This window comes from Sphingobacterium athyrii, from assembly GCF_003071065.1.
Taxonomy (GTDB): Bacteria; Bacteroidota; Bacteroidia; order Sphingobacteriales; family Sphingobacteriaceae; genus Sphingobacterium; species Sphingobacterium athyrii.
The window spans coordinates 343,328-370,089 of sequence record NZ_QCXX01000002.1; the positions used below are offsets into that span (position 1 = coordinate 343,328).

Here is a 26,762-nt window from a genome sequence, read left to right on the forward strand (position 1 = left end):
CCTTTATAACATTAATTGTCTTACGACGTTTAAATCATGCGCTAAATTGCCTGTTTTTTCCACAAGATACAAAACCAATTTATAGTTTTCTTCCAAATATTCTACCCAGCCGCACAATACCTTTTCTGCTCTATTGCTGTTTAAAAGGTAATTGCAGTAGTTTACTGTGAGTTGACTGTCAAACTGCTCCGAAACAAAAAATATATTCTCCGTTTGCAGATGATGTCGAATCGCAATCTCACCGATACAGACATTCGGTAAGGTGTAAACAAAAATTGCAGGACTTGGGTAGTATTGTTCCGTGCTACTGATCGTATGTATATGCTTTAGATCTGTATCGTAGCTGCTGGAACGATTTGATAACACGATTGCAATATTTTTGGAAAGCTCCTCTTTTAGCAATATTTCAGCACCTAGCCAGGCTAATTTGCTGAGATTATCCATTTTAAAAAATTTGGGATAAGTCGTTCCCAGCGAATAATAAAACGCCTTCGAAAAGATGGAAAATTCCGTTGATATTTCTGCTGACAAGGGTTGACCATTGTAAAGTACACCATGATGATCAATACGACAGTGCTTGCTGATATGATATTTACGTTCCATCTATATGATCTCCTTCTCGAACAGTATTGCCGTATTGGTGCCCGCAAATCCAGATGCTGTTTTCAGGAAGCGGGAGAGTGGCTTGTGAATTCTTTCTGTGATCACCGCCAGCGGCAATGAGGTTCCCTGTTTTTGATAACCTAAACTGGGTAATAATATATTATTTCGTAAACTCTCCAGGGAGAGAATGCTTTCTATTAGTCCAGCAGTACCCAATGTATGTCCAAAATAGCCTTTCAGGCTATTGATCGGTTTGTCGGCCAGTTTCGTGCGATGCAGCGCTATGGCCTCCATTTCATCGTTATATACTGTGGCGGTTCCGTGGGCGCAGATAAAATCGACCGCTTCCGGCAAGATAGCGGCTTCGGCTAAAGCTCGTTCTATGCTACACTTCAGACCTTCTCCTGTACGTGAGGGGCCAGAAATATGGTTTGCGTCATTAATTGAGGCTTCTCCAGCGACATAGAATTGTTGCTTTTGGTCTGGAATTGGTTGTTTGCTGATATACAGCGCTGCTGCGGCTTCACCTAGATTCAGGCCTTTTCGGTCTTCATCATAGGGTCTGCAAATCCCATCACTCAATGCCTGAAACGATCGGAATCCCGAAAGGACAAACTCGCTTACCAAATCGGCGGCAACAATGACAGCATCTTTGCAATAATCCATCTGGATAAGTCGTTTAGCCGTTGAAATAGCCTGTAGACCCGAAACACAGGCATTACTGATAACGATAGGGCTACGTTTAAAGCCAAATAGGTATGCTATCCGCTGTGCGAGTGCAGGGAGGCTGGCAGCTGCACCATTTTTATCTTTGTCATCACATTGGTCGATATTACCTTTTGTTGTGGAAATGATCAATTCGGTCTCCGTAGTAATGTCAAGGTTTCTGACTATTGGTAACAGCGCCGAAATCATCAGTTTTTCCAGCTTTGTGAAACTGAAAGGCGTGGATAACTTTATATCCTGTAGTTGCGCTGTGAAGTAGCTGTCGAGTTCATCCCTGGCAATTATAGCAGCATAAGTATTGGGAATTTCACCGATTGGTTCTTGAAGAGTAATACCTGATTTCCCCTCGACAACAGCGCTCCATGTGTCTTCAAGCGTATAACCCAAGGAGGATATGCAATTGTAAGGGCCTATATATACCTTTCTCATCTGTTGGAAAAATGGAGCGAGTTTTTCCACTGTTGAAAAAATTCTGGGAGATACAACTGCAGGTTTCCGTCTGCATCCAAAAAAACCTGGATTGTTTCGCCTAAACAGACAATCTGATTGTCATCGTTTAAAATACGGTAACGGTAGATTATTTTTGCCGCTTTGCAATCAACCAAGGAGGTTTCAATGCGTGCATGTTCACCATAACGTAAAGGCAATTTGTGCTCGCAGGTGCTTTTCACAATAGGCGTGGTATAGCCTTGCTGATGAATGTCCAGATAAGTCAATCCATGTTCGATTCCGAAGGATTCTCTGCCATCTTCAAAATAACTGATATAATGACCATGCCATACTATTCCCAACGAATCGACCTCATTAAAACGTATATGTAAAGGACTTGTCCAACTGACTTGACTAGCTGGTTCTGGTAATTTGTTTTTTGCCATAATTAAGACGCTATTACACTTTTTATCTCGGCATAGGCGATGCGTTTATCTCCTATGAAGGTCTCTACCGAGACAAGTGTGACTCCCATAAATTCCTGCAATATTGTAGCGCTGGTCGATATATCTTCACCAATCATCGGAAAATAATCAATAGCAATACTTTTTATTGTACCAAGGTAACCGATTGGAGCAGCCTTTTGTTGGATATAGAAGCTATAACCAGTATGTAAAGCAATGGATTGGGCCATATGTTCTAAAATACCAGCTTCGAGGAATATGCCATCTTCAACAAAAATATTATCTTCTTGAATAGTTAAACCAGCTTGCACGGTAGTGTCTGTAAAATCATATAAGGTATCAATCATTATTATAGGGGCACGATGCGGAAGCAATTCCTGCAATAATATGCTATCGGTTATTGGAAATGGGCTTGCTGTCATTTATATTAAAGTTGCACCAAAGGTAGTAATTTAAAGACAAAGTCAGCGATTGCAGGAACTTTAAAATTGCTTTTAAGGCATCATAATGGATGAAATGGGGTTTAGAAAGGGGTATTTGGTGTTAATTTTATTGTAATAGTTTGTTTTGCTGTACTTGCAAATTATGTTACGCTTTTTGAAAGCGTTTAACTTTTAATCATCACTTTTTTTTGTTCAATAGAATAAATAATATGCTGGTGGATAGTTGGTTTATTTGGAATAATCTTTCCAAAAATCAAAAAAATTAAACCACTGAAGTGGGTGCTTTTTGATCATAGTTGAGAGGGATTCGCAATAGGATTGCAGCAGTCCTTGGGCGTCACGATGCTTGATTTCAACTTCCCGCGCATATAAGTGGTAATGAAGATTAGGCTCTTTCATAACATATACGAAAATAACAGGTACTTTAAGTCTGGAGGCAATCAAAAATGGTCCCGCCGGAAATTGGGTCTCTTTTTCAAGCAACTGGGCGCGGAGTGTTTTAGTTCCTTCCAAATAACGGTCACCAGTAAAGACAATCAATTCGTTATTGGTCAGCGCTTCATTTATCGCAAAAACATGGGTGAGGTCTTCTTGGATAACAATGAATTTTATGGAAGATTTACGGGCTACTTTTGAAAGATAGGCTTTGATTGTTTGATGTTCCCGATCTGAAATTACCAGATTGATCCGGTTTTCGATATTAATATCTTCCAGGAAATAGGATGCAATTTCAAAGTTACCGATATGGGCTGAGAGCAGGATACCGCCATTTTTTCTCTCCAATGCTGATTTTAATATCTCTATCCCATCAAATTCATAGGTGAATTTGTTGCGCATTCCGGCAGAGATTGCCGTCTTGTCAATAAGTACTTTACCAAATGTGAAGTAACTTCTGTAGAAACCAATAACTGTTGCTCCAAGGGAATATCGAAGACGATATCTTAAATAATAATACAACGATCGATTACTATTCCAGGCCGTTATAAAATAATAAAAAGCCACGAATACCAACAGCAGATATGCTGTACGAATTCCGAGCTTTTGAATACAGAAGACAAAAATTCTATATCCTAAGACACTACCTTTGGATTGTCCTTTCCAGTGGCTCATTAGTAAAGTTTGGCTTAGTTCTGACCGGTTTTATGTTTTAAAAGATCATAAAAGTCTTGAAAGGTTTGAATGTTCGCAAAATCTGCTTCTACTAATTTAACACCAAAATTGGACTCAATGATAACGACAAGATCGACATAGTCCAAACTGTCTAGATTTAAAGTGTCTTTTAAATTTAGATTCGGCTGAATTACGTCAACATCCACCTCAAACTCATCAACAAGTATTTCGTTAATCTTTTCAGAAATCATTTTTATAAGTTAATCATTAATTTTTTTAATAACTAAGGCGGAGTTAGTTCCCCCAAAGCCAAAAGAATTGGACAAATATAGATCAAATTCTTTAAATAATGTATTCTTAACAATATTTAATTTGGCCGAATGCTCATCTGGATTTTCAAAATTAATGTTTGGGGCAATAAAATTATTTAGCATCATAATATTGGAGTAGATGATTTCACTGGCGCCAGCCATCCAACATTCGTGTCCAGTCATTGATTTTGTAGAACTGACAAAAGGTTGGTTTTCTCCAAATACACGCAGGATTGCTTGTGCTTCATTTGCATCACCTACAGGTGTTGATGTTGCATGCGCGTTGATGTAAGTGATATCTGCGGGACTGATTTCTGCTTGTTTAATCGCCCGTTGCATAGCCAGAGCTGGGCCATCGACGTTTGGCGTAGAGATATGACCGCCATTGGATGAAAAACCGTAACCGAGTATTTCGGCGAGGATAGGCGCGCCTCGACGTATTGCTGATTCATAACTTTCGATAATTAGCGTAGCCGCTCCACCCGAAGGCACCAAGCCAGAGCGGTCTTTATCAAAAGGGCGCGAAACTGTAGTGGCTGGTAAAGCATCATTTCCAAACACACCTAGACCATCAAAACTGGCCATTGCATATTTGTTGATCTCTTGTGCGCCGCCACATATAATCATGTCCTGCATTCCACTTTTTATTAAATTGAATCCCAGACCCAAGGAATGAGATCCCGAAGCGCAGGCTGCTGAAATCGTCATATTGATTCCTTTCAATCGGAATATGGTGGAGAGGTTCATGGTCACCGTAGAGTTCATTGATTTGAAAATTGCCCCCGAACCGATAAGGCTGGTGTCTTTTTTCTCGCGGACAATGTCAACGGCTTCAATGATTGCTTTAGATACCGAATCGTTACCATATAAGATGCCGATCTCATGTTGATCTAGATAAGTATCATCAATGGCCGCATTTTTTAAGGCTTCCATCGTCGCCAGATAGGCGTATTCGGTTTCTTCGCCAATGGATATCCGTTGGCGACGGTTTAATTCATTTTTTAAATTAGGTAGGGGCACAGCACCTGTCAGTGCTGAGCGAAATCCAAATTGCTTACGTTCGGTATCGAAGATTATACCCGATTTTCCTGCTTGAAGAGATTGCTTTACTTCATCCAAAGATGTTCCTAAGCAGGAATATATCCCCATACCCGTGATCACTACTCGTTGTTCCATAGCTTTACGAATAAACTCCTCCATTTATGTTAATCACCTCACCTGTAATATATCCCGCTTTTGGAGAAGCCAAAAAGCTGACTAAGTCAGCGACTTCTTCGGGCTCACCAAATCTATTTGCGGGTATCAATTTTTTTAATTCTTTTTCATCCATATTAGCTGTCATATCGCTATGGATAAACCCCGGTGCTACAGCATTGACGGTAATGTTCCGTTTGGCGACTTCTTGTGCTAATGCTTTGGTAGCACCTAGCAAAGCGGCCTTCGCAGCTGAATAGTTGGTCTGGCCCGGTGTTCCCTTGACGCCAGAGACTGAAATAATATTGATGATACGACCATAACGTTGGCGTAGAAGCTTCTGTATGAAAAATTGTGTGACATGATAGAAACCGTTTACAGTCGTGTTAATGACTGAAGACCAGTCTTCGCTGGACATCCACATAAATAAGCCATCCTTGGCTATACCGGCATTGTTGACAATGACCTCGATAACGGCTTCTGGATGACTGGATTCCCATTGGGAGAGGGCATTGGTGACCGCTGCATGGTCTGCCACATCAAATTTTAAAATAGTTCCTGTTCCACCTGTCGCCTCAATGCCAGCAAGTGTTACCTTTGCTGCATCCTCATTATGCTGAAAATTAATCAATACATGATAACCTAATTCCTGAGCTAGTTTAATACAAATTGCTCTTCCAATTCCTCTAGATCCACCAGTAACTAAAGCACACTTCATCCTTCGGTATGTATATTAATTTTGAAATAATTCTGCATTGTCAAACCACTTATTTCCTAAGAGATTTCCTTTGGTATCAATGAATCCCCATTTACCGTTGAGTTTGACACGGGCAAGTCCATCAATAAAGCCCTTTTCCTGCTTCTTAAAAGTCAATGCCGCTGTAATGTCATATTGAAAAGGAATAATAACTTCGCCCTTTCTATCGATAAATCCCCATTTGCCATCTTTGACAGCAGCAAGTCCTTCGGAAGAGAAAGATAGGGCATCATGGTAAGCTAAAGGAATAATCATTTTACCTGTGTTATCGACATATCCCCATTTCCCATTCATTTTCACAGGCGCTAGACCATTTTGGAAATTTCGGGCATCATCATAAGTCGCTGCAATTGCCCATTTACCTTCTGCTGTCATAAAACCTACTTTATTGCCTTGTTGAACAATAATAAAGTCTGGATCTTCTATGTTTTCAATTTTTGAAACAGCCGGTACGAGGATTTCTGTTTGACCAGACACGATATACCAGTTATTTTGTTTTTTCGCCCAAACGAATCCCGCATTGAAGTCTCCGATATCATCATAGTCAGGTGCAACAATTTCTTTCCCCAAGTTGTCAATGATACCCCATTTTTTGTTTTTTGCAATTTTGGCATAGCCACCTTTGAACGGACGGATAACATCATAAGTAGGGGCGAGCACAACCTCTTGTTTATTGTTAATAAGCCCGACTAAGTTTGAGTCGTCACGGTAGAAGGCTACACCGTCATTGAATTCGTAGACACGTTTACTGGAAATTGCCTTTATTTCCTGACCTAACGAATCAATATATTGCCAGCCTTTCGAGGATTTGACCATAGCCATTCCCTGACTGAATGATCTGGCATTATCATATTGTGGCTGAACAATATAATTGGCGTCTTTGTCTACAAATCCCCATTTGCTACCATTATAAACAGCGATCTTTCCTTCGGACTGATCTTGTGCATCTTTATATTGAGGGGTAATCTGAAATGTCCCGTCTTTTTTGATAAATCCGACAAGTCCTTTTTCTTGAACCCGAGCTAATTGCTGTGCGGATGTGATGGAGCAGGATAGTATAAACAGTCCGCCAAGGGTGAGCTTCTTAATCATCATTTTTATTTATCAGATAGTCTTTTACTTTTTTTATAATCGGATACATCGCTTGATCTTCTTTAAAGACCGGAAATAATTTGCGAAGGTCCATATACCAAGATAGTGTTTCTTTTGCTAATTTTTCCTGACAGCCCAAATTGTCAATTGCCTGAGCTAAAGTTATAAATTCTATAGCCAATACCTCAAACGAGTTTTCAATAATCTGACTGCAGGACATTGCGGCATTTGTACCCATACTGACAATATCTTGGTTGTCGTTATTGTTGGGAATACTATGGATATAGATGGATGTACTTAAAGCCTGAGATTCCGCAGTAGTGGAGGTCGCTGTGAACTGTACTCCCTGCATACCAAAATTTAGTCCCAAGATTCCCAGATTCATAAAAGGTGGGAAAATCTCATTGATTTTGCTATTCAAGAGATAGTTCAATTGTCTTTCAGCCAGCATGGTCATTTTGGTCATCACCAGTTTGAGCTTATCCATTTCAAGTGAAATATAATCACCATGAAAATTACCACCATGATATACATGTTTGCTCTCCACATCAATTATGGGATTGTCATTGGCGGAATTGAGTTCGTTTTCAAGTACAGATGCGACATTGTCAATGGTATCTGAAATTGGTCCCAAGATCTGCGGTACACAACGGATAGAATAATATTCCTGAACTTTGTCTTTGAAGATATCCTCTTGGTTTTCACCTGAGTACAGGTGATCTTCACGTTTTCGGATCAATAAGCTAGAGGCAAGGTGATCCCGCATTTTCCTTGCGATATTCTGCTGTCCAATATGTTTTTTACTTTGATTTAACGCTTCTGAAAAATGATCATCGTACGCTTGCACAATTTCGTTGATAGCGCATGCCGCTTTGATAGACCAGGATAGTGCCTTTTGGGCCTGATTCCAATTTAGGATACCAATGCCTGTCATGACAGAAGTTCCATTGATCAATGCTAAACCTTCACGGAGGACAATTTGAATAGGTTTGAGCCCCTCTGCTTCAAAGGCCTGCATGGCAGGGATACGTTCATTTTTATAGATTACCTCGCCTTCACCGATCAACACTAATGCCAGATGAGCCAATTGTACAAGATCGCCACTTGCACCGACACCACCATGCGCAAAAATGATCGGCGTAATGTCGCGATTGATGAGTTCTTTCATTAATACGATCGCTGAACGATGAACACCAGAATAACCAAGTGTTAGTGTATTCAGGCGGGCTAAAATGGTGCTTTTAACCTGCAATGAGTCTAGAAGCCGCCCTGTCCCTGATGCGTGACTTCGGATCAGATTGTATTGAAGTTTGATTCTATCCTCGTCCTTAATTCTATATTGTGCCATAGGGCCGAAGCCGGTATTGACACCATAAATTATTTTGTTATTGGCAAATTTTAGAAGAAAATCGTGGCTAGCATCAACTTTCTCCCAGACTTCGTCGTCAATAGCTAATTGTTCATTGCTATAGGTTATTTGGACAAACTGTTTTAAATCTAAATGCTTTGCAAGTGAGCTCATGGGTTATGGAATAGCAATTTTGAAAAACTCTCAAAATTGTTTTTTTTATATTATTTTTTGTGAATAGATTTGGCATTTATTAATCAGAGACGAAATTAATATTTTTTTCTTTTAATCAAAGCGTAATAATGAACGTTGAAGAGGTCGACATTTTGATCATTGGGGCTGGTCCTTCAGGAGCAGTGGCTGCGGGTTATCTGCAAAAACAGGGGGTGAAAATAAAAGTAGTTGAAAAGAGCAGATTTCCAAGGATAGTGGTTGGGGAGAGTTTGATTCCGCGGGTTATGGACCACTTTGATGAAGCAGGACTGTTTGACGCGTTGGATGCCCAGGGTTTTGAAAAGAAATTTGGTGCACGCTTTATACGTGGCGAGGACATCTGTATTTTCGATTTCTCTGATAAGTTTTCCCCTGGTTGGGATTGGACATGGCAGATTCCGAGAGCAGACTTTGATCTGGAAATGGCAAATGAGCTCATCCGAAAAGGTGTGGATTTACAATTTGAAACTGAAGTGATCGATGTACAGTTTATGGATGAAATGTCTGTGACCATTGCACGTAACAAAGAAGGACTAGAGACAACCATTAAAGCAAATTTTCTGATAGATTGTTCTGGCTATGGTCGGGTACTGCCCCGTATGTTAAATCTGGATCAACCTTCTAGATTAAGTCCGCATTCGGCGATATTTAGCCATGTTCGCGATGTAAACAGGCCAGTAGGAGAGGAGGGTAGCTTGATATCTTTTGATATATTGGAAACGCAGGTCTGGTTATGGGTTATCCCATTTTCCAATGGTAATACATCCGTCGGGATCGTGGGGCCAACTTCCTTTATTGACAATCTTGGTGCAGATACAACTGTTGCATTGAACAAGGCGATTCAACTCTCTGATTACTATGTGAAGCGGTTTGGCGATTTGCCTTTTATTTTTGAACCGCGCAAATTAAGTAATTATTCTACAGCGGTAAGTAAGATGTACGGAAAGGGGTATGCATTGACCGGTAATAGCTCTGAATTCCTTGATCCTGTATTCTCTTCAGGTGTGTGTTTTGCCACGGAGTCCGGTATCTTGGCCGCAAAATTGGCTTTAAGACAAGTGCGAGGGGAAACGGTAGACTGGCAATCGGAGTTTGAAGATTATATGAAAGGAGGGATTGCTGTTTTTACCACTTACATCCAGGAATGGTATACCGGAAATCTACAGGAGCTGTTTTATCATCGACCGGAGAACCCAGAAGTTAAAAGAAGCATCTGTGCTATATTAGCGGGATACGTCTGGGATAGAAATAATCCATTTGTTGTGAAGCATGACCGTGCTGTGAAAAATTTGGCACACCTTATCCGAATGTCCAAAGGTGAACAATATGATTCGCTATGCTAAAATTAAGATCTGGGATGGTATTGTGTGATGATGGAATGGAGGTAATCCCGATCAATATGTGTATATATTTCAGTTGTTGTAATACTTTCATGCCCCAGCATATCTTGTACAGCCCTTAAATCAGCACCGCCTTCAACGAGGTGAGAGGCAAAGCTATGTCTAAATGTATGGGGGCTAATCGTCTTTTGCAATCCAATTTTTTGAGCAAGCTCCTTAATGATCAGAAAGATCATCACCCTGGATAAAGCCGAACCTCTTCTGTTCAGAAATACAATGTCCTCATTCCCATCTTTGATTTTAATATGTGGTCTAACGGAATCCAAATAGAGCCTTAAATGTTTGATCGCCTGCTGACCGATGGGAATCAGCCGTTCTTTACTGCCCTTGCCTTCCACTTTGATAAATTCTACATCGAGAAACAAATTGGATATCTTGAGGTTGACGAGTTCGGATACCCGCAGTCCACAGCCATATAATACTTCAATAATTGTTTTGTTGCGCTCACCCTCAGGGCTAGATAGATCTATGGCTGCAATTAATTGGTCAATCTCATGAATGCTCAATACACTCGGCAGTTTTCTGCTCAGCCGTGGTGCCTGCAGCAGCTCTGTCGGGTTGTTGTCCAGTTCATGTTCGATAATCAAAAAACTAAAAAATGTTTTTAGTCCGGATATCAGGCGTGATTGCGTGAACGGCGAGATGTTAAATTCCTGCAACCACTGTAGAAAATGCTGAATATCTTTGCGGGCAACCTGATTTAAACCGAGGTTATTGTCCTCACAATAGATCTGGAATTTAGAAACATCGTTCAGGTAAGCGTCTATCGAGTTGATGCTTAAACCCCGCTCGAACTTTAGAAATTGTTCGAATTCTTTTTTAATGACCTGCCAGTTGCTGAAATCCATTTGCAACAAAATTACAATTAACTATTGTTCTTTTCGAAAGATATTCTGTATTTTTAAGCGTATTTTTTACAATAGCAATGAGAAGCTCCATCCCATAAGGGAAATTAAAAGTATTTTATCCGTATTTTACTATCTATCGGGAGAATTGGTCTCCAATCCCGTTTACCTTAATACAAACAATTAGCAAAAAATAACTAAAAAAGAGATTTTTTTGTATGAAATTCATTAAACCACTTGCATTAGCCTTTTTACTACCCGCGACTTTCTATGGAGTAGAAGCAAAAATGCCAACCACCTTGAGGGCGGAAGCCAGAGCTATTCTGTCACAGGATAGTTTGGCCTTAAATCAAAAATTACCTTTCGACAATGAAGTTGTTACCGGTAAACTAAAAAATGGATTTACATATTTTATCCGTAAAAATACAGAGCCCAAGGGCCGTGTTACCATGTATTTGGGCATGAAAGCCGGTTCGATCCTGGAAAATGAAAAGCAGCTCGGGTTGGCGCATTTTTTGGAACACATGAACTTTAATGGTCTGAAGCATTTTCCAAAAAATGAACTTGTCAATTACCTCCAAAAAGCAGGTGTCCGGTTTGGCTCAGATCTGAATGCCTATACCAGTTTTGATCAGACGGTCTATCAATTACCTATACCGTCGGATGATCCGGAATTGTTAAAAAATGGAATGCAGGTCATGCGCGACTGGGCGCAGGATGCTCTATTGGATGGTGAGGAAATTGATAAAGAACGTGGGGTAATTTTGGAAGAGAAACGCGGGGGAAGGGGCGTGCAACAACGTCTACAAGATCAGTATTTTCCGATGGTACTCAACGGATCTCTTTACTCAAAACGTTTGCCGATTGGTACGGAAGAAATTTTAAAGACCTTTCCATATACCGAAATACGTAAGTTTCACCAGGACTGGTATCGCCCAGATCTGCAGGCGCTCATTATCGTCGGTGATATTGATCCTAAAGCAATCGAAGAAAAAGTGAAGGTGTTATTTTCGGATATGACGATGCCAAAGAAGGTTCTTCCACGTAAAGCGTTTCGGGTGGATCTATTGAATAAAAATCAATTTTTGACGATCTCGGATCCAGAACTTCCTTATACCGTGGCTCAGATCCTGATCAAGAACGAAAAGGAAAAGGTGGTTACCGTTGGAGATTACCGCAATGAATTGCTCAAAAGCATTTTCAATCAGATGATTGCTGGCCGTTTTTCTGAGCTGATGCAGCAACCTAATCCACCTTTTATGCAAGCAGGAGGTAGTATCGGCGATTTAGTGGCTAACCTAAATACGTTCTCCCTAGTGGTGGTACCTAAACCGGGAGAACTGGAATCAGGGTTTAAAGCGATGTTGACCGAATTTGAGCGTATTCAAAAATACGGCTTTACACAGACTGAGCTTGATCGGGCACTTGCTGATATGAAGAAGGGCAATGAAATGGCCTATATCGAGCGGGATAAGAAAAAATCCGATAGCTATGTCAACCGTTACCTGAACTACTTTATCGACAACGAGCCTGCCTTGAGTAACGAGGCTTCCTATAACTTAACAAAACAATTATTGCCCACTTTAAAACTGGAAGAGGTAAATGCCCTGGTCAAAAAATATTATACCGATTTAAATCGTGATATATTAATTATGGGGCCAGAAAAGGAAAAGGCGAACCTGCCTACAGAACAAGCTGTTTTGGGATGGGTGAAGGCGGTCGAAGATACTCCGGTTTCTGCTTATGAGGATAAGGTCTCCAATCTTCCCTTGCTTTCCAAAGAACCTACTAAGGGTTCAATCGTGTCCTCAAAGGATGTCACAGCTGTCCAAGCTAAAGAATTGGTTTTGAGCAATGGCGTGAAGGTGATTTTAAAACCTACAGATTTTAAAAATGACGAAATCCAGATTATGGCCTATAGTCCTGGAGGAACGTCGTTGTATGCTGATGCTGATTACTTCTCCGCTTCAAATGCCTCTTCATTAGTCGATGCGAGCGGTGTCGGACAAATGAGTAATGTCGAATTAACGAAATACCTTGCCGGGAAGGAGGTATCGATTTCTCCGTATATTTCCGAGCGCTATGAGGGTATCTCTGGTCGCACAGATAAGGAAGGCCTGAAAAATGCCTTTGAGTTGATCTATGGTTATTTTACGGAACCACGGCTGGATAGTGATGTCTTTCAGAGCACCATGACCAGAGCAAAAGGGGCATTGGAAAACAGGCTGAGCGACCCCAATAATGTCTTTTCAGATAAAGTAAAAGAGGTGCTCTATGGTAATAATGTACGGAGACAAAACCCGACAGTCGAAACGCTTACAAAGATTGATCCCAATCGTGCATTGGCAATTTATAAAGAGCGATTTGCAGATGCTTCGGATTTCGTCTTTACTATTGTGGGATCATTTGATGAAAACCAGATTAAACCATATATTGAGACTTATCTTGCCGCTCTGCCTGCGGTCAAACGGGGAGAGAACTATAAAGATTTAAATATTCTGGAGCCAGCTAAAGGGGAGCGTGTTGTCGTGCACAAAGGCAAGGAGCAGAAGGCAAGTACACAATTGGCTTATTATGGCGACTATAGCTATAATGAAAATGAAAATGTCAATATGGAAGCTTTAGAAAGTGTATTGACGATCAAATTACTTGAACGATTGCGGGAGAAAGAAGGCGGTGTGTATGGCGTCGGTGCCCGTGCCGGTTTCAATAAACTTCCTAAAGCACGTTATGCCTTTTCAATTGGTTTTGGTTCAGCAGTGGATAAGGCGGACCCATTGATCAGCTCTGCTTTGGACGAGGTGAAAAAGATTCAGGACGAAGGGCCGGAGAAGGTGGATATTGAGAAATTTGTGGCTGAACAAAGAAGACAGAACGAATTAAACCTGCGGGAGAACGGCTATTGGCTGAATTATATCTCCAGTTCTTACCAAAATGATCTGGATATCAGTAGATATACACGTCGCACGGAAAACCTGAATAAAGTCACGCCGAAATCTGTACAGGATGTCGCGGGGAAATATTTGAAAAAAGATCGACTTTTTGAATTTATTTTGATGCCAGATTCTAAATAGGGTAGAATCCATTGCACATATAATAAAAGGGTCGTTTACTGCATGCAGTAAACGACCCTTTTATTGTAAAAAAATCCCAATCATTTCTGATTGGGATTGCCAAAAATTTCAATAAATATCTTTTTTAACCTAAATAAGATTTTAAGATTTTGCTTCTTGAAGTGTGTCTCAAACGTTGAAGAGCCTTGTCTTTAATTTGACGTACGCGTTCGCGTGTCAAATTGAATTTCTCGCCGATTTCTTCAAGCGACAGTTGGTGGTTGGAACCTAATCCAAAGAATAGAACGATGATTTCACGTTCTCTTTCTGTTAAAGTTGCCAATGATCGCTTGATTTCTTCTGATAGAGATTCATCAATTAAAGAGCTATCTGTGTCTGGGTCATGGTTTTCCAATACATCCAAGAGTGTGTTTTCTTCACCTTGAACAAAGGGTGCATCCATGGATACGTGACGGCCGGAATTACTTAAGGTGTCCGAAACCTTATCAACGGTGGTTTCAAGGATATCTGCCAGTTCTTCCGGAGATGGCTCCCGCTCGTATTCCTGTTCTAGTTTTGAGAAAGCCTTACTGATTTTGCTTAGAGAACCGACTTGGTTCAATGGCAGACGTACGATACGTGATTGTTCAGCAATTGCTTGAAGAATAGATTGGCGAATCCACCAAACGGCATAAGAAATAAATTTAAAACCCTTTGTTTCGTCAAAACGTTTAGCTGCTTTAATTAAGCCCAGGTTGCCTTCATTGATTAAATCACCTAAGGTCAATCCTTGATTTTGATATTGTTTTGCTACTGATACTACGAAACGAAGGTTGGTTTTAGTCAATTTTTCCAAGGCAACTTGATCGCCCTCGCGGATGCGCTGTGCTAATTCTACTTCTTCTTCTGCTGTAATTAAGTCTACTTTACCAATTTCATGTAAGTATTTGTCCAAAGACTGGGACTCACGATTGGTGATAGATTGTGTAATTTTGAGCTGTCTCATTAATTTTTATTAATTCTCCTCTCTAAGAAATGTTTGCGAAAATACGAAAAATTTTTGAATTATTAATGGAAAATGGATTATCTATCCGCTCATCTATAATGAGTTATGATTTGGTAGACCTTCATTTTACACTATCAAAAACTATTCCATTTAATATTGTTTTTCTTCCTCAATTGTAGCTTTAATATTCAACTGATTGATATTTAAAGCCCTAACAATTTTTATTTTTTTTCTATTCTCAAGTAATTTATCTAAAGATATCAGATATGTTACGTGTGCTCCATTCTTTCAATTTATTTTAAAATGATAATTTTATGATAAAACAAAAAGATATATGTTTTGTTTTACTAGAGACATTAAATAAATTTAAAGGAATAAAAATTATAATATGCCAATCTTAATTCATTTGGATAAAATAATGAAAGAGAAAAAAATGTCACTTAACCAATTGAGTGATAGTGTAGGGATTACGCTTTCTAATCTTTCAATCATAAAAAACCAAAAGGCCAAGGCCCTGCGGTTAGATACACTTGAAGCAATATGTAAAGCACTAGACTGCCAGCCCGGTGATTTGTTGCAATATTATGACGGTGGTGATGAGAAAATCTAGAATCTGTAGCCTTTTAAAAAGTCTACGACATTCATTTTCTTTTTGCCTTCCAGCTGCAGTTCTGATACGCTGATATAGCCATCTTGCGTTGCAAACTTTAAATAGCTTTTTTGGTCTGTCTCTATAGTTCCCGGAGCGACAGCGGTAGCTGTTTGCTCTTTTTCCGTTTGATATATTTTTAAGACTTTGTCTTTCAGGATCGTGAATGCTGTAGGGTAGGGACTAAGTCCGCGTATAAAGTTGTAAACAACGTCGGTAGATTGATTCCAGTTGATTTTACAATCGTCTTTGAAAATTTTTGGTGCATGTTTCAATGCGGTTGTTGGAACGATGTTGTCTTGGCTTTTAGGCTGCAGAGTTCCTGCTTTTAACGCCTGGATTGTTTGGAGCAATGTTCGGGCTCCTGCATGCATTAGCTTGTCGTGAAGATCTCCGGCGGTATCAGTTTCACGGATAGCAACTTTTTCGGCCAACAGTATATTTCCTGTGTCAATTTCATGCTGCAATAGGAATGTGGTCACCCCAGATTCTTTTTCACCGTTCATAATGGCATGATTGATCGGTGCAGCACCCCTGTACTGCGGAAGTAAAGAAGCGTGGACGTTAATCGTACCGTATTTCGGCATGTCCCAGACCATTTCGGGTAACATGCGGAATGCGACTACGACCTGAAGGTCGGCCTGATAGCTCTTTAGTTCAGTAAGAAAGCCTTCGTCCCGGAGTTTGACCGGTTGAAGAACCGGAATATGATGTTGTGTGGCGTATATTTTAACGGCTGATTCCTGTATTTTCTGTCCCCGGCCAGCAGGCTTGTCCGGTACTGTAACGACAGCAACGACTTGTTCGCCAGATTGAATGAGTGCTTCAAGTGAAGCAACAGCAAAGTCAGGAGTTCCCATGAAAATGATACGCATAGTAGAGGTGTTTTTTATAAAATTCTTAAAATCAATCAATAACTTGGCAGATGATCAATCCGCCGCGAAAGCGCTAATTATTTGTTATTACAGTTTTGTAAATAACAAATTTTTATAACTTTGCGAAGTTACATAAATATATTGAAAGCTTGAATTTTCCTTATTTTTTAGCAAATCGAATAGCATTTTCCGGTAAACGGACTTTCTCTAAATTGATTGTTCGGGTTACAATTGGTGCAATTGCGCTAGCCATTGCCGCCATCATTATCTCTATTGCTGTTTTGCGGGGATTTAAAGGGGAAATTATTAGCAAGCAACGCGGCTTTTTTGCGGATGTACTGGTTTTGCGTTATGATCTAAATAAATCCTACGAAAATTCACCTATTTCACTTACGCCCAAACTTCATAAAGCCATATTGGCGAATCCGCAAGTGTATTCCATCAATGCATTTGCAACGAAGGCTGGCATCATCAATGTGAATGATGAGGTGGAAGGTGTTGTTTTAAAAGGAATTGATTCACTATATGATCAACAGCCGATAAAAAATATGCTGCTCGAAGGGAATACCATAGATTTTAAATCAGAGACTGTCGATAATCAGATTTTAATCTCTAAATATCTGGCCGACCGGCTTCTCTTAAAAGTAGGTGATGATTTTATTATGTATTTTGTTCAGGAGCCTATCCGTAAAAGAAAGTTTGTCATTAAAGGAATATTTAATACGGGCTCAGAAGAACTGGACAAGGTGTACGTGATCGGATCGCTTAACCTCATTAGAAAACTGAGCAATCTCGATGACAATGAGGTAGGAGGGTATGAAATTCGGATTAAAGATTTCAGTCAGCTGGGACAGACAACAGCTAAGATAGAGGATATGCTGCCGATTGATATGCAGGCAATCAATATTAAAGATCAGGTGCCGGATATTTTCCAGTGGTTGGATCTACTGGATATGAATACCAAGATTATCTTTATACTCATGACTGTGGTGGCTATTATCAATATGATCTCGGCCTTATTGATTACCATTCTTGAGCGTACCTCCATGATCGGTATTTTAAAGGCGCTAGGCTACCATAATGCAGGTATTCGACGGGTGTTTATGTATAGCGCATTATACCTGATCGGTCTTGGCCTGCTGATCGGTAATCTCATCGGTTTAGGCTTTTATTTTCTACAGGATTATACCCATTTTTTTAAGTTGGATGAGCAAACCTACTATATTTCTTATGTGGCCGTAAAGCTTTATTGGTCAGACGTCGTATTGGTCAATCTTGCTGTAGTCTTTATTGGTATGGTTTCCCTGTTTATTCCTTCGATGTTAATTACCAAGATTAGTCCGATAAAAGCAATTTCTTTTAAGTAAGCCTTTTTTTAGGACTCGTTTTGCTGGAAAAATCGTATTTTTAGGGCTGTTAGCTATTTTCGGCTAGTAAGGAAATAGCTAGATACATTTTACCGATAGCATACGAGCACATATGAATAAAACTTTCGAGCATATTTCCCAAGCTTTTGAAGCGCCTTTACAAAATCCCGTACTTATTTTTTCACTGGTACTCTTTATTATCCTTCTTTCCCCCATCATCCTTCGGCCAATTAAAGTACCGGGTATTATAGGACTGATTATCTCCGGTGTCATTATTGGTCCCCACGGATTAAATTGGCTGGAGAAAAATTCAGCTATTAACCTGTTTTCAACCATAGGGCTTTTATATATCATGTTTATTGCCGGGCTGGAACTGGATATGAATGAATTCAAAAAGACTAAAAATAAAAGCTTACTGTTTGGTTTTTTTACATTTATTGTTCCCATAAGCATCGGTTATCCCGTTTGTCATTTACTATTGGGATATGATGTGCTGGCGAGTTTGTTGATATCGAGTATGTTTGCGACCCATACTTTGGTGTCTTATCCCATCGTGAATAGTTATGGGATCTCTAAGATGGAAGCGGTGGCGATTACAATTGGTGGAACGATTCTGACTGATACGGCGGTGCTCATCATCTTGGCTGTCATTACAGGTGTCTCACAAGGGAATATAGGAAATGAATTTTGGGTTACACTCGGTATTTCCTTTGCGATTTTCCTCTTTATTATGTTTGGTATTATTCCGAGGATTGCGAAATGGTTTTTTGAGCGGCTGGGCAGTGAAAAAACAGCAAACTATATTTTTGTACTTTCCGTTGTATTTTTTGCGGCCTTTCTGGCAGAAATAGCGGGTTTGGAACCCATTATCGGAGCTTTTGTGGCGGGTTTGGCTTTGAATAAATTGATACCACATTCTTCAGCACTGATGAATCGAATTGAATTCATTGGTAATGCCATTTTCATTCCTTTTTTTCTGATATCTGTCGGTATGATTGTGGATGTAAGTGTTATTTTGAAAGGACCACAGGCATTAATTATAGCCGGTACGCTTACGATTGTGGCTATTGTAGGGAAATATGCGGCGGCTTGGCTGACACAGAAAATATTCAAGTATAGCCGTGGGCAGCGCAACCTAATTTTCGGTCTGAGCAGTGCGCATGCTGCAGCTACATTGGCTGTTATTATGGTCGGTCACAAAAACGGAATTATAGATGAAAATGTGCTGAACGGAACAATTTTGCTCATTTTGGTAACCTGTATAGTTGCGACCATCGTCACGGGAAATGCTTCTAAAAAAGTGGTTATGGACGGCGAACAGGATGAGGAGCATACAGATGTGGTAAAAGAAAAAGATGAAAACATCTTGATCTCTATTGCTAATATGGATAATATGGAGCCGATCCTTGATTTTTCAACCTACATCAAGAGTAAAAAGTGTACCTATCCAGTGAGTATTGTATCTGTAGTAAAGGATAATGAGCAGGCACAACTGAATATGGCCCGTGCGCGTAAGAATCTGGACAATATGGTACGTTATGCTTCGGGTTCGGAGACAAATGTCAATATCAGTGCAACGATAGATTTAAATATTGCCAGCGGTGTGGCCCGGTCAGCAAAAGAGGTGTCTGCCAATTGTATTGTGCTGGGCTGGCCAAGCGCAGCCAATTTTATGGATAAATTTGTCGGCGAAAAAACAGAAAGTATTCTCAACAGAACGTCGGCCAATGTAATGCTCTGTCATTTTAAAAAGCCTTTTATTTCCAATAAATCCATTGTTGTGTTTGCTCCGCCGATGTGTGAGGCCGAGTTTGGTTTTGAATACTGGTTGGAAAAGGTTATCAAGCTTGCTCAGGAGCTCTCTGTTCCCATTTCTTTTGTCGTTGATACACGGTCTGCTTCGGCGATCAAAGGGCATCTCGCCGAAATCAAAAACTCTGTTCCCGTGACGTTCAGGCATTACGATGATTGGGATAATTTACAGGGACTAAAAGCGTTTAAAGAAGAAGAGTCCATGTTTATCTTTGTTTCTGCACGGAATGGGGAAGTATCCTATCGGGATTCGCTGGATGGTGTTGCAAAAAAATTAGATCGTATCTACGCAAACGAAAACCTTGTTTTGGTGTTTCCTAGTAGAATAGAGAATGCGCATATCGACGAATACGAGGATGTTGAGGCTGCACCGATATTCCGGAAGATTAGTAAAGAGATTGGAAATATGTTTAATAAAGGATAGTTGCTATCCGCTAAAAACGCAGATTTATGTCAAATAAAATTACAATGTCCAACGAAGGAACATTACAGGTTCCAGATTTCCCAACGATTCCTTTTATCATCGGTGATGGCATAGGTCCTGACCTATGGCATGCCGCAGTGCGTGTTTTTGATCGGGCTGTAGAGAAGGCATATGATGGACGGCGGAAAATCAGCTGGAAAGAAGTTTTGGCGGGAGAAAAAGCTTTTCATGAAACCGGTGAGTGGTTGCCAAAGGAAACTTTAGCTGTACTACGCGAATATCTGGTGGGCATAAAAGGGCCATTGACTACTCCTGTAGGCGGTGGTATCCGCTCATTGAATGTTGCCTTGCGCAAAGACCTGGATCTGTATGTCTGTCAGCGGCCGACGAAATGGTTTGAGGGGGTACCGTCTCCAGTCAAACATCCTGAATATGTGGATATGGTTATCTTCCGCGAAAATACCGAAGATATCTATGCCGGTATCGAGTTTCAGGCCGGAAGTGCCGAATCCAATAAATTGCAGGATTTCCTTCATGACGAACTTGATATTGATTATAACTTTTCGAGTACGACAGGGGTTGGGGTCAAACTGGTTTCTGAAGAAGGATCCAAACGTCTGGTTCGTGCAGCGATCGAACATGCCATTCAATATGGATTACCTTCGGTGACCATCGTCCACAAGGGTAATATCATGAAATATACCGAAGGAGCCTTCAAAATCTGGGGCTTCGAGGTCGCTGAAACGGAATTTGCGGATAAAACCTATACTTGGGGACAATGGGAGCGAACCAAGGCTGAGAAAGGTGAGACCGTTGCCAATCAGGAACAAAAAGATGCGCTTGCTGCCGGTAAAATTTTGGTTAAGGATATTATTGCGGATAATTTTCTGCAACAGATCCTGCTTAACCCGCGTGACTTTTCGGTGGTGGCAACCTTAAATTTAAATGGGGACTATATCTCTGATGCCCTTGCAGCCATGGTCGGTGGGATAGGTATCGCGCCGGGAGCGAACATAAACTTTAAGACAGGGCATGCCGTTTTTGAAGCTACGCATGGTACAGCGCCGCGATTTGCGAATACAAATACCATGAATCCGTCATCTGTTATTCTCAGTGGAGTGATGATGCTGGAATATTTAGGCTGGACAGAGGCTTCGGCAGCTATCGTAAAGGCACTCGGGGAAACCATTATTGCAAAAACGGTGACCGTAGATTTTTACAATTTAATGGATGATGCAACATTGGTGAAAACCAGTGAGTTCGCAGATCGGATCATTGAAAAATTATAAGAATTTTCTTTTTTAAGATATTAAGCAGAAATTTGATTAAAATTTCTGCTTTTTTATGCACTATGATCAACTTCCCCCTTTTGTAAAAGAATCCACCGTATTTAGTTTGGAAGATAAAACTAAACTGGCTCAGATAGACCGTTTGCCTACATCACAAGAAGTAGATGAAATTACATCCCTGCCTGAAATTTATGAATTATTAAATGCCTTCATCGGTGATCATTCCTCACGCAATGTCCATCTTCAGCTTAAAGCGAAAGAGTATTTGCAAGATAATCAATTAGATATGGCCTGGAAGGTGCTTCTTCTTTGATTATTTTAATAATCAATCGGCATCTTGTTGTGTGATATTTTTATTGAAATGAATCATAATTTTGTAAATTATCAATAAAAAAACAGAATAGTTGAAAAATATATAATTTTATTTTACCTTTGGTTTTTAAACAACAGATTGCTTTACTAGGGTTCAGAAAGGGCAATCAAACAAACTATAACATCAATGAAACATAATTTTGGAGCAGGTCCATGTATTCTGCCAAAGGAAGTATTTCAACAAGCCTCAGAAGCTGTAATTGATTTTAACAACACAGGTTTATCAATTTTAGAGATCTCTCACCGTTCCAAAGAGTTTGAAGCAGTGATAGATGAGGCGACTCAGTTAGTACGCGAATTATTAGCCGTACCACAAGGATATTCGATTCTTTTCTTGCAAGGTGGAGCAAGTCTGCAATTTGCGATGGCACCCCTAAACCTTTTACCTGAAGGCGGTAAAGCTGCTTATTTAGATACAGGTGTATGGGCGACAAAGGCCTTAAAAGAAGCGAAGAAATTCGGAACAGTAGATGTTGTAGCCTCCTCAATAGATAAGAACTATTCTTATATTCCTAAAGGATATTCCATCCCTTCGGATGCTGCTTATTTTCACTATACCGCAAATAATACAATTTATGGTACCGAGGTGTTTGAAAAACCAGCTACGGAATTGCCAGTAGTTGTGGATATGTCTTCAGATATTTTTTCCCGTGAGATCAATGTTGCAGATTACGATTTGATCTATGCCGGAGCACAAAAAAATATGGGCCCTGCCGGTGTGACTTTGGTTATTGTGAAGGATGATATTTTGGGTAAATCAGGACGTGTACTGCCTTCGATGTTAGATTATAAATTGCATATCGATGGCGGTTCCATGTATAATACGCCTCCGGTTTATTCGATCTTTGTTTCGATGTTGAATTTACGCTGGTTAAAAGCAAAAGGTGGTGTTGCTGTTTTGGAGCAGGAGAATATCATTAAAGCACGTGCACTGTATGATGAAATCGACCGTAATCCTTTATTTAAAGGAACTGCAGCTGTTGAAGATCGTTCACGCATGAATGTGACTTTCGTCATGGATACGCCTGAACTGGAAGCGGAATTCTTGGCTTTGGCGAAAGAGCGTAATCTGATTGGTATTAAAGGTCACCGCTCGGTAGGTGGATTTAGAGCTTCAATCTACAATGCATTGCCATTGAGCAGCGTGAATGCGTTAATCGATGCGATGAAAGAATTTGAAGATACGCACAAATAATAAAATTGATTAAAAGTATGCTGATGAAATAAACCGGCTTTACGGAGATCATCATTGATCTGCAAAAGGTTTGTTTGCCTCATCTCATAAAAAGCAAACAGGGTTTAACAGAGTCATTGATACAATGAAAATCGGCCCACATAAATAATTATAAGGATGAAAATATTAGCAAATGACGGTATCGATCCGCTAGGAAAGAAAATGTTGGAAGATGCCGGTCATACTGTAGATACAAACCATATACCTCAGGAAGAGTTAGCGGAAAAGTTACTTGCTTATGACGCTATTACTGTACGTAGTGCAACCAAGGTACGCCAAGAGCTGATCGACGGCTGTCCTAATCTGAAAGTAATTGGTCGTGGTGGTGTGGGAATGGATAATATTGACGTGGAATATGCGCGTTCAAAAGGCATCGCTGTTGTGAATACACCGGCTGCATCGTCTTTATCCGTTGCTGAATTGGTTTTTGCACACCTATTGAATGGTGTACGGTTTTTATATGACTCCAACAGGAAAATGCCTGTTGAAGGAAATACCAAATTCGGTGCTTTGAAAAAGGCGTACGGTGCGGGAACTGAACTTCGCGGAAAAACAATCGGTATTGTAGGCTTTGGCCGTATCGGTCGTGAGGTCGCTAAGATCGCCATTGGTTTGGGAATGGATGTCGTTTATACAGATCTGTTTGAAGGCCCGAAAGGACTTACCATTGCGCTTTCAGGAGGTATTCAGGTTGAGGTTCCGATCAAACAGGTGGAAATGACCGACTTGTTGAAAGTTTCTGACTTTATCTCCTTGCATGTACCGTTTTTGGATAAACCAGCGATCGGTGCTGCGGAATTCCCATTATTGAAAGATGGTGTTGGCTTGGTGAACGCTTCCAGAGGTGGTGTTATTGATGAGCTGGAGTTGGTGAAGGCATTGGATGCTGGCAAAGTTGCATTTGCGGGTTTAGATGTGTTCGACAACGAACCTACACCGCGTGAGGAAATTTTAAAGCATCCAAAGATTTCGTTGACACCACATATTGGCGCAGCGACAAATGAAGCACAAGAAAGGATCGGCGAAGAATTGGCCGGTCTACTGATCGAAAACTTAAAGAAGTAATTCTTCCGCATAGAATTAATATATGCGGCACAAAACTTTCATGATTTTGTGCCGCATTTTTTTTAATATAAATTCATGAATTGCCTATATTGGCGCACAGAAATTTAATAATTGTAACTTTAGTATGAAAGTTTTAAAATTTGGTGGTACTTCAGTAGGAAGTGCAGTACGTATCAAAGGGTTGTTGGATATTGTAAACCCTTCGGAACGTCAGATCGTTGTGTTGTCCGCGGTAGCTGGAACGACAAATGCTTTAGTGGAAATTGGTCAGGCTTACACAGTAGGTAAGAAGGACGAGGCTAAGGATTTGATCAAGAAGCACAAGGATAAGTACGAAGACCTTATTAAGGAACTTTTTAATACTGAAGCTGGCTATAAAAATGGCAAGGAGCTCATTGACTATCATTTTAACCTAATTTCCAGCTTGGCAAATGAGCTGTTTACGCCAATTGAAGAAAAAATTATTTTGGCACAAGGGGAATTGATGTCTACCGCATTATGGCATTTTTACCTCAATGAAATCGGTATCTCATCCGTCTTGTTACCAGCATTGGATTTTATGAAAATCGATGAGGACAATGAGCCTATGGTGGAATATATCGGTGAAAAATTGAACACAATTTTGGCTCAGCACCCGGAGAATACTTTGTTTATCACACAGGGATTCATCTGTAGAAATTCATTTGGTGAAATTGATAACTTGCGCCGCGGTGGATCGGATTATACAGCTTCATTGATCGGAGCAGCTATCCGTGCCGATGAAGTTCAGATCTGGACAGACATTGACGGTATGCACAACAATGATCCGCGTGTCGTAAAAGGGACCACGCCAATTGCGCATCTTAGCTTTGACGAGGCTGCCGAATTGGCGTATTTTGGGGCAAAAATATTGCATCCACAATCGGTATTTCCTGCACAAAAATACAATGTGCCGGTTCGTCTGTTAAATACGATGGAACCGAACGCCAAAGGAACGTTAATTAGCAAAGATGGTGCACAAAAAGGTTGTATCAGGGCAATCGCTGCAAAAGACGGTATCACCGCCATTCATATTCATTCCTCAAGAATGTTACTTGCTTACGGTTTCTTGCGTCGCGTTTTCGAAATTTTCGAACGCTATAAAACACCTATCGATATGATTACTACTTCAGAAGTAGCGGTTTCATTGACCATAGATGATACGACAAATTTAGCCGATATTATTAAAGAGGTGGAAGACTTTGGTTCTGTTACCGTAGACGGTGATCAGACGATTGTCTGTGTGGTCGGTGATTTCGGTCTGAATAGCCATGGTTATGCCGCACGCGTACTTGATGCTGTAAAACATCTTCCGGTTCGTATGATTTCATACGGTGGTTCGGACTTTAATGTATCCATTTTATTGAATTCGGATCATAAAACTGAGGCTTTACGTTCATTGCATAATCGTTTATTTTAAGAAAGTAGGTTTTATGATAAATACAGCTATTGCGGCAAAATTTGCAGAGAAAGAAACGCCGTTTTATTACTACGACTTGGCCGTGTTGAACAAAACCTTGGAAGCGGCTTATACTGCTTCCCAAAAAAGGGGATTCCATGTTCATTACGCATTGAAAGCCAATTTTAACGATGTGTTATTAAAAGCTATGCAACAGATCGGTTTCGGTGCGGACTGTGTGAGCGGAAATGAAGTGAAAAAGGCTATTGAATGTGGCTTCGCGCCCCAGAATATTACTTTTGCCGGCGTTGGAAAATCGGATAAGGAGATCAATTATGCACTACAGCAAAATATCTTTGCATTCAATGTGGAGTCTATTCAGGAGCTTGAAGTTATCAACGAACTGGCTTCAAAACAAGGTGTAAAAGCCAATGTTGCTTTGCGAATAAATCCCAATGTTGATGCGCATACCCATCATTATATAACAACAGGACTCGACGAGAACAAATTTGGTATTCCAAATGCGGATTTAGAGAAATGCGCTGCTGTCCTTAAGAAATGTGATTTTATAGAGTTGGTAGGATTACACTTTCACGTGGGCTCTCAGATTACCGATATGACGGTATTCAAAAGTTTGTGTGTAAAGGTCAACGAGTGGAAGAACTGGTTTGAGGAACGCGGGACAAAGATCCGTGTGTTGAACGTTGGTGGGGGGCTTGGGATAGACTATAAAGATCCGGATGGTAATCCGATTCCGGATTTTGAAGCCTATTTCGATATTTTTGACCGTTTCTTGGAGCGCAAACCCCATCAGGAAGTTCATTTTGAGCTAGGTAGAGCCTTGGTCGCTCAGTGTGGAAGCTTAGTGAGCCGTGTATTATATGTCAAGAATGGCGTCAAGAAAAACTTTTTGGTACTGGACGCGGGAATGACTGAATTGATGCGTCCGGCTTTGTACCAGGCTTACCATAAAATGGAAAATATCAGTGAAGGCACGGGAGCGGAGGCGCTAAACTATGATGTTGTCGGGCCAATTTGTGAATCCTCGGACTGCTTTGGGAAGGAAGTGCCTTTGCCTGTATCAAAACGGGGGGATTTGATCGCTATCCGTTCAGCAGGAGCCTATGGTGAGGTAATGGCTTCCCGTTATAATTTGAGAGAAGAAATCAGATTTGTCTACAGCGATCAACTGTAAGAGACGATTTTAGACGAAAACAGATTTAAAGAGCCGGTTCATTTTGTGGACCGGCTTTCTAGTTTTCAT

Annotated in this window: 24 protein-coding genes; 11 read left to right on the forward strand and 13 right to left on the reverse strand. The window is 40.5% G+C overall.

Features of this window, described 5'->3' with window-relative positions; translation table 11 throughout:
• Positions 1-3: 3 nt before the first annotated feature.
• From DCO56_RS07890 to flxA, 10 genes are all read right to left on the reverse strand, one after another.
• Complete coding sequence (locus tag DCO56_RS07890) at positions 4-603, reverse strand: 3-oxoacyl-ACP synthase (RefSeq protein WP_108633208.1); 600 nt, start codon at positions 601-603, stop codon at positions 4-6.
• Positions 604-1,758 (reverse strand): beta-ketoacyl synthase N-terminal-like domain-containing protein, encoded by a 1,155-nt coding sequence (locus tag DCO56_RS07895; RefSeq protein WP_108633209.1) that lies wholly within the window; start codon positions 1,756-1,758, stop codon positions 604-606.
• Entirely contained in the window at positions 1,755-2,204 is a 450-nt protein-coding gene (locus DCO56_RS07900) for an acyl-CoA thioesterase (protein WP_108633210.1), read from the reverse strand. Before DCO56_RS07900 ends, DCO56_RS07895 begins: the two co-directional genes overlap by 4 nt.
• Before the next feature lie 2 nt (positions 2,205-2,206).
• A complete protein-coding gene (locus DCO56_RS07905) occupies positions 2,207-2,644 on the reverse strand; it encodes a hotdog family protein (RefSeq protein ID WP_108633211.1) in 438 nt (145 codons plus the stop codon).
• Positions 2,645-2,893: 249 nt separating this feature from the next.
• Entirely contained in the window at positions 2,894-3,775 is an 882-nt protein-coding gene (locus DCO56_RS07910) for a lysophospholipid acyltransferase family protein (protein ID WP_108633212.1), read from the reverse strand.
• Positions 3,776-3,789: 14 nt separating this feature from the next.
• Positions 3,790-4,026 (reverse strand): acyl carrier protein, encoded by a 237-nt coding sequence (locus DCO56_RS07915; protein ID WP_108633213.1) that lies wholly within the window; start codon positions 4,024-4,026, stop codon positions 3,790-3,792.
• A gap of 9 nt (positions 4,027-4,035) precedes the next feature.
• Positions 4,036-5,262 carry a beta-ketoacyl-[acyl-carrier-protein] synthase family protein gene (locus tag DCO56_RS07920; protein WP_108633712.1) on the reverse strand — a complete coding sequence of 409 codons (1,227 nt, stop codon included), beginning with the start codon at positions 5,260-5,262 and terminating at the stop codon, positions 4,036-4,038.
• A 4-nt stretch (positions 5,263-5,266) separates the two neighbouring features.
• Complete coding sequence (gene flxB, locus DCO56_RS07925) at positions 5,267-5,998, reverse strand: flexirubin biosynthesis SDR family reductase FlxB (protein WP_108633214.1); 732 nt, start codon at positions 5,996-5,998, stop codon at positions 5,267-5,269.
• Positions 5,999-6,013: 15 nt separating this feature from the next.
• Complete coding sequence (locus DCO56_RS07930; protein ID WP_108633215.1) at positions 6,014-7,132, reverse strand: WG repeat-containing protein; 1,119 nt, start codon at positions 7,130-7,132, stop codon at positions 6,014-6,016.
• Complete coding sequence (gene flxA, locus DCO56_RS07935) at positions 7,122-8,651, reverse strand: flexirubin biosynthesis tyrosine ammonia-lyase FlxA (RefSeq protein WP_108633216.1); 1,530 nt, start codon at positions 8,649-8,651, stop codon at positions 7,122-7,124. Before flxA ends, DCO56_RS07930 begins: the two co-directional genes overlap by 11 nt.
• Before the next feature lie 128 nt (positions 8,652-8,779).
• Here flxA and DCO56_RS07940 point away from each other — a divergent pair, with 128 nt between their 5' ends.
• Positions 8,780-10,033 (forward strand): NAD(P)/FAD-dependent oxidoreductase, encoded by a 1,254-nt coding sequence (locus DCO56_RS07940; protein WP_108633217.1) that lies wholly within the window; start codon positions 8,780-8,782, stop codon positions 10,031-10,033.
• A 2-nt stretch (positions 10,034-10,035) separates the two neighbouring features.
• Here DCO56_RS07940 and xerD read toward each other — a convergent pair whose 3' ends face one another.
• Positions 10,036-10,938 carry a site-specific tyrosine recombinase XerD gene (xerD, locus tag DCO56_RS07945; protein ID WP_108633218.1) on the reverse strand — a complete coding sequence of 301 codons (903 nt, stop codon included), beginning with the start codon at positions 10,936-10,938 and terminating at the stop codon, positions 10,036-10,038.
• Positions 10,939-11,153: 215 nt separating this feature from the next.
• Between xerD and DCO56_RS07950 the strand changes: the two genes are divergently transcribed.
• Positions 11,154-14,009: a M16 family metallopeptidase gene (locus DCO56_RS07950; protein WP_108633219.1), complete on the forward strand. Its 2,856-nt coding sequence runs from the start codon at positions 11,154-11,156 to the stop codon at positions 14,007-14,009.
• Between the two features lie 124 nt (positions 14,010-14,133).
• On the opposite strand, the gene DCO56_RS07955 is transcribed toward DCO56_RS07950, so the two are convergent.
• Positions 14,134-14,994, reverse strand: coding sequence for a sigma-70 family RNA polymerase sigma factor (locus DCO56_RS07955; RefSeq protein WP_028068906.1), 861 nt, complete (start codon positions 14,992-14,994; stop codon positions 14,134-14,136).
• Positions 14,995-15,382: 388 nt separating this feature from the next.
• On the opposite strand from DCO56_RS07955, the gene DCO56_RS07960 reads away from it, so the two are divergent.
• Positions 15,383-15,604 carry a helix-turn-helix domain-containing protein gene (locus tag DCO56_RS07960; protein ID WP_108633220.1) on the forward strand — a complete coding sequence of 74 codons (222 nt, stop codon included), beginning with the start codon at positions 15,383-15,385 and terminating at the stop codon, positions 15,602-15,604.
• Here DCO56_RS07960 and fmt read toward each other — a convergent pair.
• The gene (gene fmt, locus DCO56_RS07965) at positions 15,601-16,518 is read right to left on the reverse strand and encodes a methionyl-tRNA formyltransferase (RefSeq protein WP_108633221.1); all 918 of its coding nucleotides are present in this window, start codon (positions 16,516-16,518) and stop codon (positions 15,601-15,603) included. The two genes, DCO56_RS07960 and fmt, sit on opposite strands and share 4 nt — an antisense overlap.
• 149 nt (positions 16,519-16,667) lie before the next feature.
• On the opposite strand from fmt, the gene DCO56_RS07970 reads away from it, so the two are divergent.
• The 8 genes from DCO56_RS07970 to lysA all read left to right on the forward strand — a co-directional run bounded on the left by DCO56_RS07970 (position 16,668) and on the right by lysA (position 26,693).
• A complete protein-coding gene (locus DCO56_RS07970; RefSeq protein ID WP_108633222.1) occupies positions 16,668-17,885 on the forward strand; it encodes an ABC transporter permease in 1,218 nt (405 codons plus the stop codon).
• A 112-nt stretch (positions 17,886-17,997) separates the two neighbouring features.
• Positions 17,998-20,121: a cation:proton antiporter gene (locus tag DCO56_RS07975; RefSeq protein ID WP_108633223.1), complete on the forward strand. Its 2,124-nt coding sequence runs from the start codon at positions 17,998-18,000 to the stop codon at positions 20,119-20,121.
• 26 nt (positions 20,122-20,147) lie between these two features.
• A complete protein-coding gene (gene icd, locus DCO56_RS07980; protein WP_108633224.1) occupies positions 20,148-21,410 on the forward strand; it encodes an NADP-dependent isocitrate dehydrogenase in 1,263 nt (420 codons plus the stop codon).
• A gap of 55 nt (positions 21,411-21,465) precedes the next feature.
• Positions 21,466-21,723: a hypothetical protein gene (locus DCO56_RS07985; RefSeq protein ID WP_108633225.1), complete on the forward strand. Its 258-nt coding sequence runs from the start codon at positions 21,466-21,468 to the stop codon at positions 21,721-21,723.
• Positions 21,724-21,909: 186 nt separating this feature from the next.
• On the forward strand, positions 21,910-22,977 hold the full coding sequence (gene serC, locus DCO56_RS07990; RefSeq protein WP_108633226.1) for a 3-phosphoserine/phosphohydroxythreonine transaminase: 1,068 nt from the start codon (positions 21,910-21,912) through the stop codon (positions 22,975-22,977).
• Between the two features lie 156 nt (positions 22,978-23,133).
• A complete protein-coding gene (locus tag DCO56_RS07995; protein WP_108633227.1) occupies positions 23,134-24,081 on the forward strand; it encodes a D-2-hydroxyacid dehydrogenase in 948 nt (315 codons plus the stop codon).
• A gap of 124 nt (positions 24,082-24,205) precedes the next feature.
• Entirely contained in the window at positions 24,206-25,519 is a 1,314-nt protein-coding gene (locus DCO56_RS08000; RefSeq protein WP_108633228.1) for an aspartate kinase, read from the forward strand.
• 13 nt (positions 25,520-25,532) lie between these two features.
• Positions 25,533-26,693, forward strand: a complete 1,161-nt coding sequence (gene lysA, locus DCO56_RS08005; protein WP_108633229.1) for a diaminopimelate decarboxylase — start codon at positions 25,533-25,535, stop codon at positions 26,691-26,693.
• Positions 26,694-26,762: the final 69 nt, after the last annotated feature.

Bases quoted from the DNA above. Each gene is read 5' to 3' on its own strand.
- DCO56_RS07940 (WP_108633217.1), top strand. From the start codon at position 8,780: ATGAACGTTGAAGAGGTCGACATTTTGATCATTGGGGCTGGTCCTTCA.
- DCO56_RS07930 (WP_108633215.1), bottom strand. From the start codon at position 7,132: ATGATGATTAAGAAGCTCACCCTTGGCGGACTGTTTATACTATCCTGC.
- DCO56_RS07960 (WP_108633220.1), top strand. From the start codon at position 15,383: ATGCCAATCTTAATTCATTTGGATAAAATAATGAAAGAGAAAAAAATG.
- DCO56_RS07975 (WP_108633223.1), top strand. From the start codon at position 17,998: ATGAATAAAACTTTCGAGCATATTTCCCAAGCTTTTGAAGCGCCTTTA.
- DCO56_RS07950 (WP_108633219.1), top strand. From the start codon at position 11,154: ATGAAATTCATTAAACCACTTGCATTAGCCTTTTTACTACCCGCGACT.
- DCO56_RS07910 (WP_108633212.1), bottom strand. From the start codon at position 3,775: ATGAGCCACTGGAAAGGACAATCCAAAGGTAGTGTCTTAGGATATAGA.
- DCO56_RS07900 (WP_108633210.1), bottom strand. From the start codon at position 2,204: ATGGCAAAAAACAAATTACCAGAACCAGCTAGTCAAGTCAGTTGGACA.
- DCO56_RS07955 (WP_028068906.1), bottom strand. From the start codon at position 14,994: ATGAGACAGCTCAAAATTACACAATCTATCACCAATCGTGAGTCCCAG.
- DCO56_RS07890 (WP_108633208.1), bottom strand. From the start codon at position 603: ATGGAACGTAAATATCATATCAGCAAGCACTGTCGTATTGATCATCAT.
- DCO56_RS07895 (WP_108633209.1), bottom strand. From the start codon at position 1,758: ATGAGAAAGGTATATATAGGCCCTTACAATTGCATATCCTCCTTGGGT.
- flxA (WP_108633216.1), bottom strand. From the start codon at position 8,651: ATGAGCTCACTTGCAAAGCATTTAGATTTAAAACAGTTTGTCCAAATA.
- DCO56_RS07985 (WP_108633225.1), top strand. From the start codon at position 21,466: ATGCACTATGATCAACTTCCCCCTTTTGTAAAAGAATCCACCGTATTT.
- icd (WP_108633224.1), top strand. From the start codon at position 20,148: ATGTCAAATAAAATTACAATGTCCAACGAAGGAACATTACAGGTTCCA.
- lysA (WP_108633229.1), top strand. From the start codon at position 25,533: ATGATAAATACAGCTATTGCGGCAAAATTTGCAGAGAAAGAAACGCCG.
- DCO56_RS08000 (WP_108633228.1), top strand. From the start codon at position 24,206: ATGAAAGTTTTAAAATTTGGTGGTACTTCAGTAGGAAGTGCAGTACGT.
- xerD (WP_108633218.1), bottom strand. From the start codon at position 10,938: ATGGATTTCAGCAACTGGCAGGTCATTAAAAAAGAATTCGAACAATTT.
- flxB (WP_108633214.1), bottom strand. From the start codon at position 5,998: ATGAAGTGTGCTTTAGTTACTGGTGGATCTAGAGGAATTGGAAGAGCA.
- fmt (WP_108633221.1), bottom strand. From the start codon at position 16,518: ATGCGTATCATTTTCATGGGAACTCCTGACTTTGCTGTTGCTTCACTT.
- DCO56_RS07995 (WP_108633227.1), top strand. From the start codon at position 23,134: ATGAAAATATTAGCAAATGACGGTATCGATCCGCTAGGAAAGAAAATG.
- serC (WP_108633226.1), top strand. From the start codon at position 21,910: ATGAAACATAATTTTGGAGCAGGTCCATGTATTCTGCCAAAGGAAGTA.
- DCO56_RS07920 (WP_108633712.1), bottom strand. From the start codon at position 5,262: ATGGAACAACGAGTAGTGATCACGGGTATGGGGATATATTCCTGCTTA.
- DCO56_RS07915 (WP_108633213.1), bottom strand. From the start codon at position 4,026: ATGATTTCTGAAAAGATTAACGAAATACTTGTTGATGAGTTTGAGGTG.
- DCO56_RS07905 (WP_108633211.1), bottom strand. From the start codon at position 2,644: ATGACAGCAAGCCCATTTCCAATAACCGATAGCATATTATTGCAGGAA.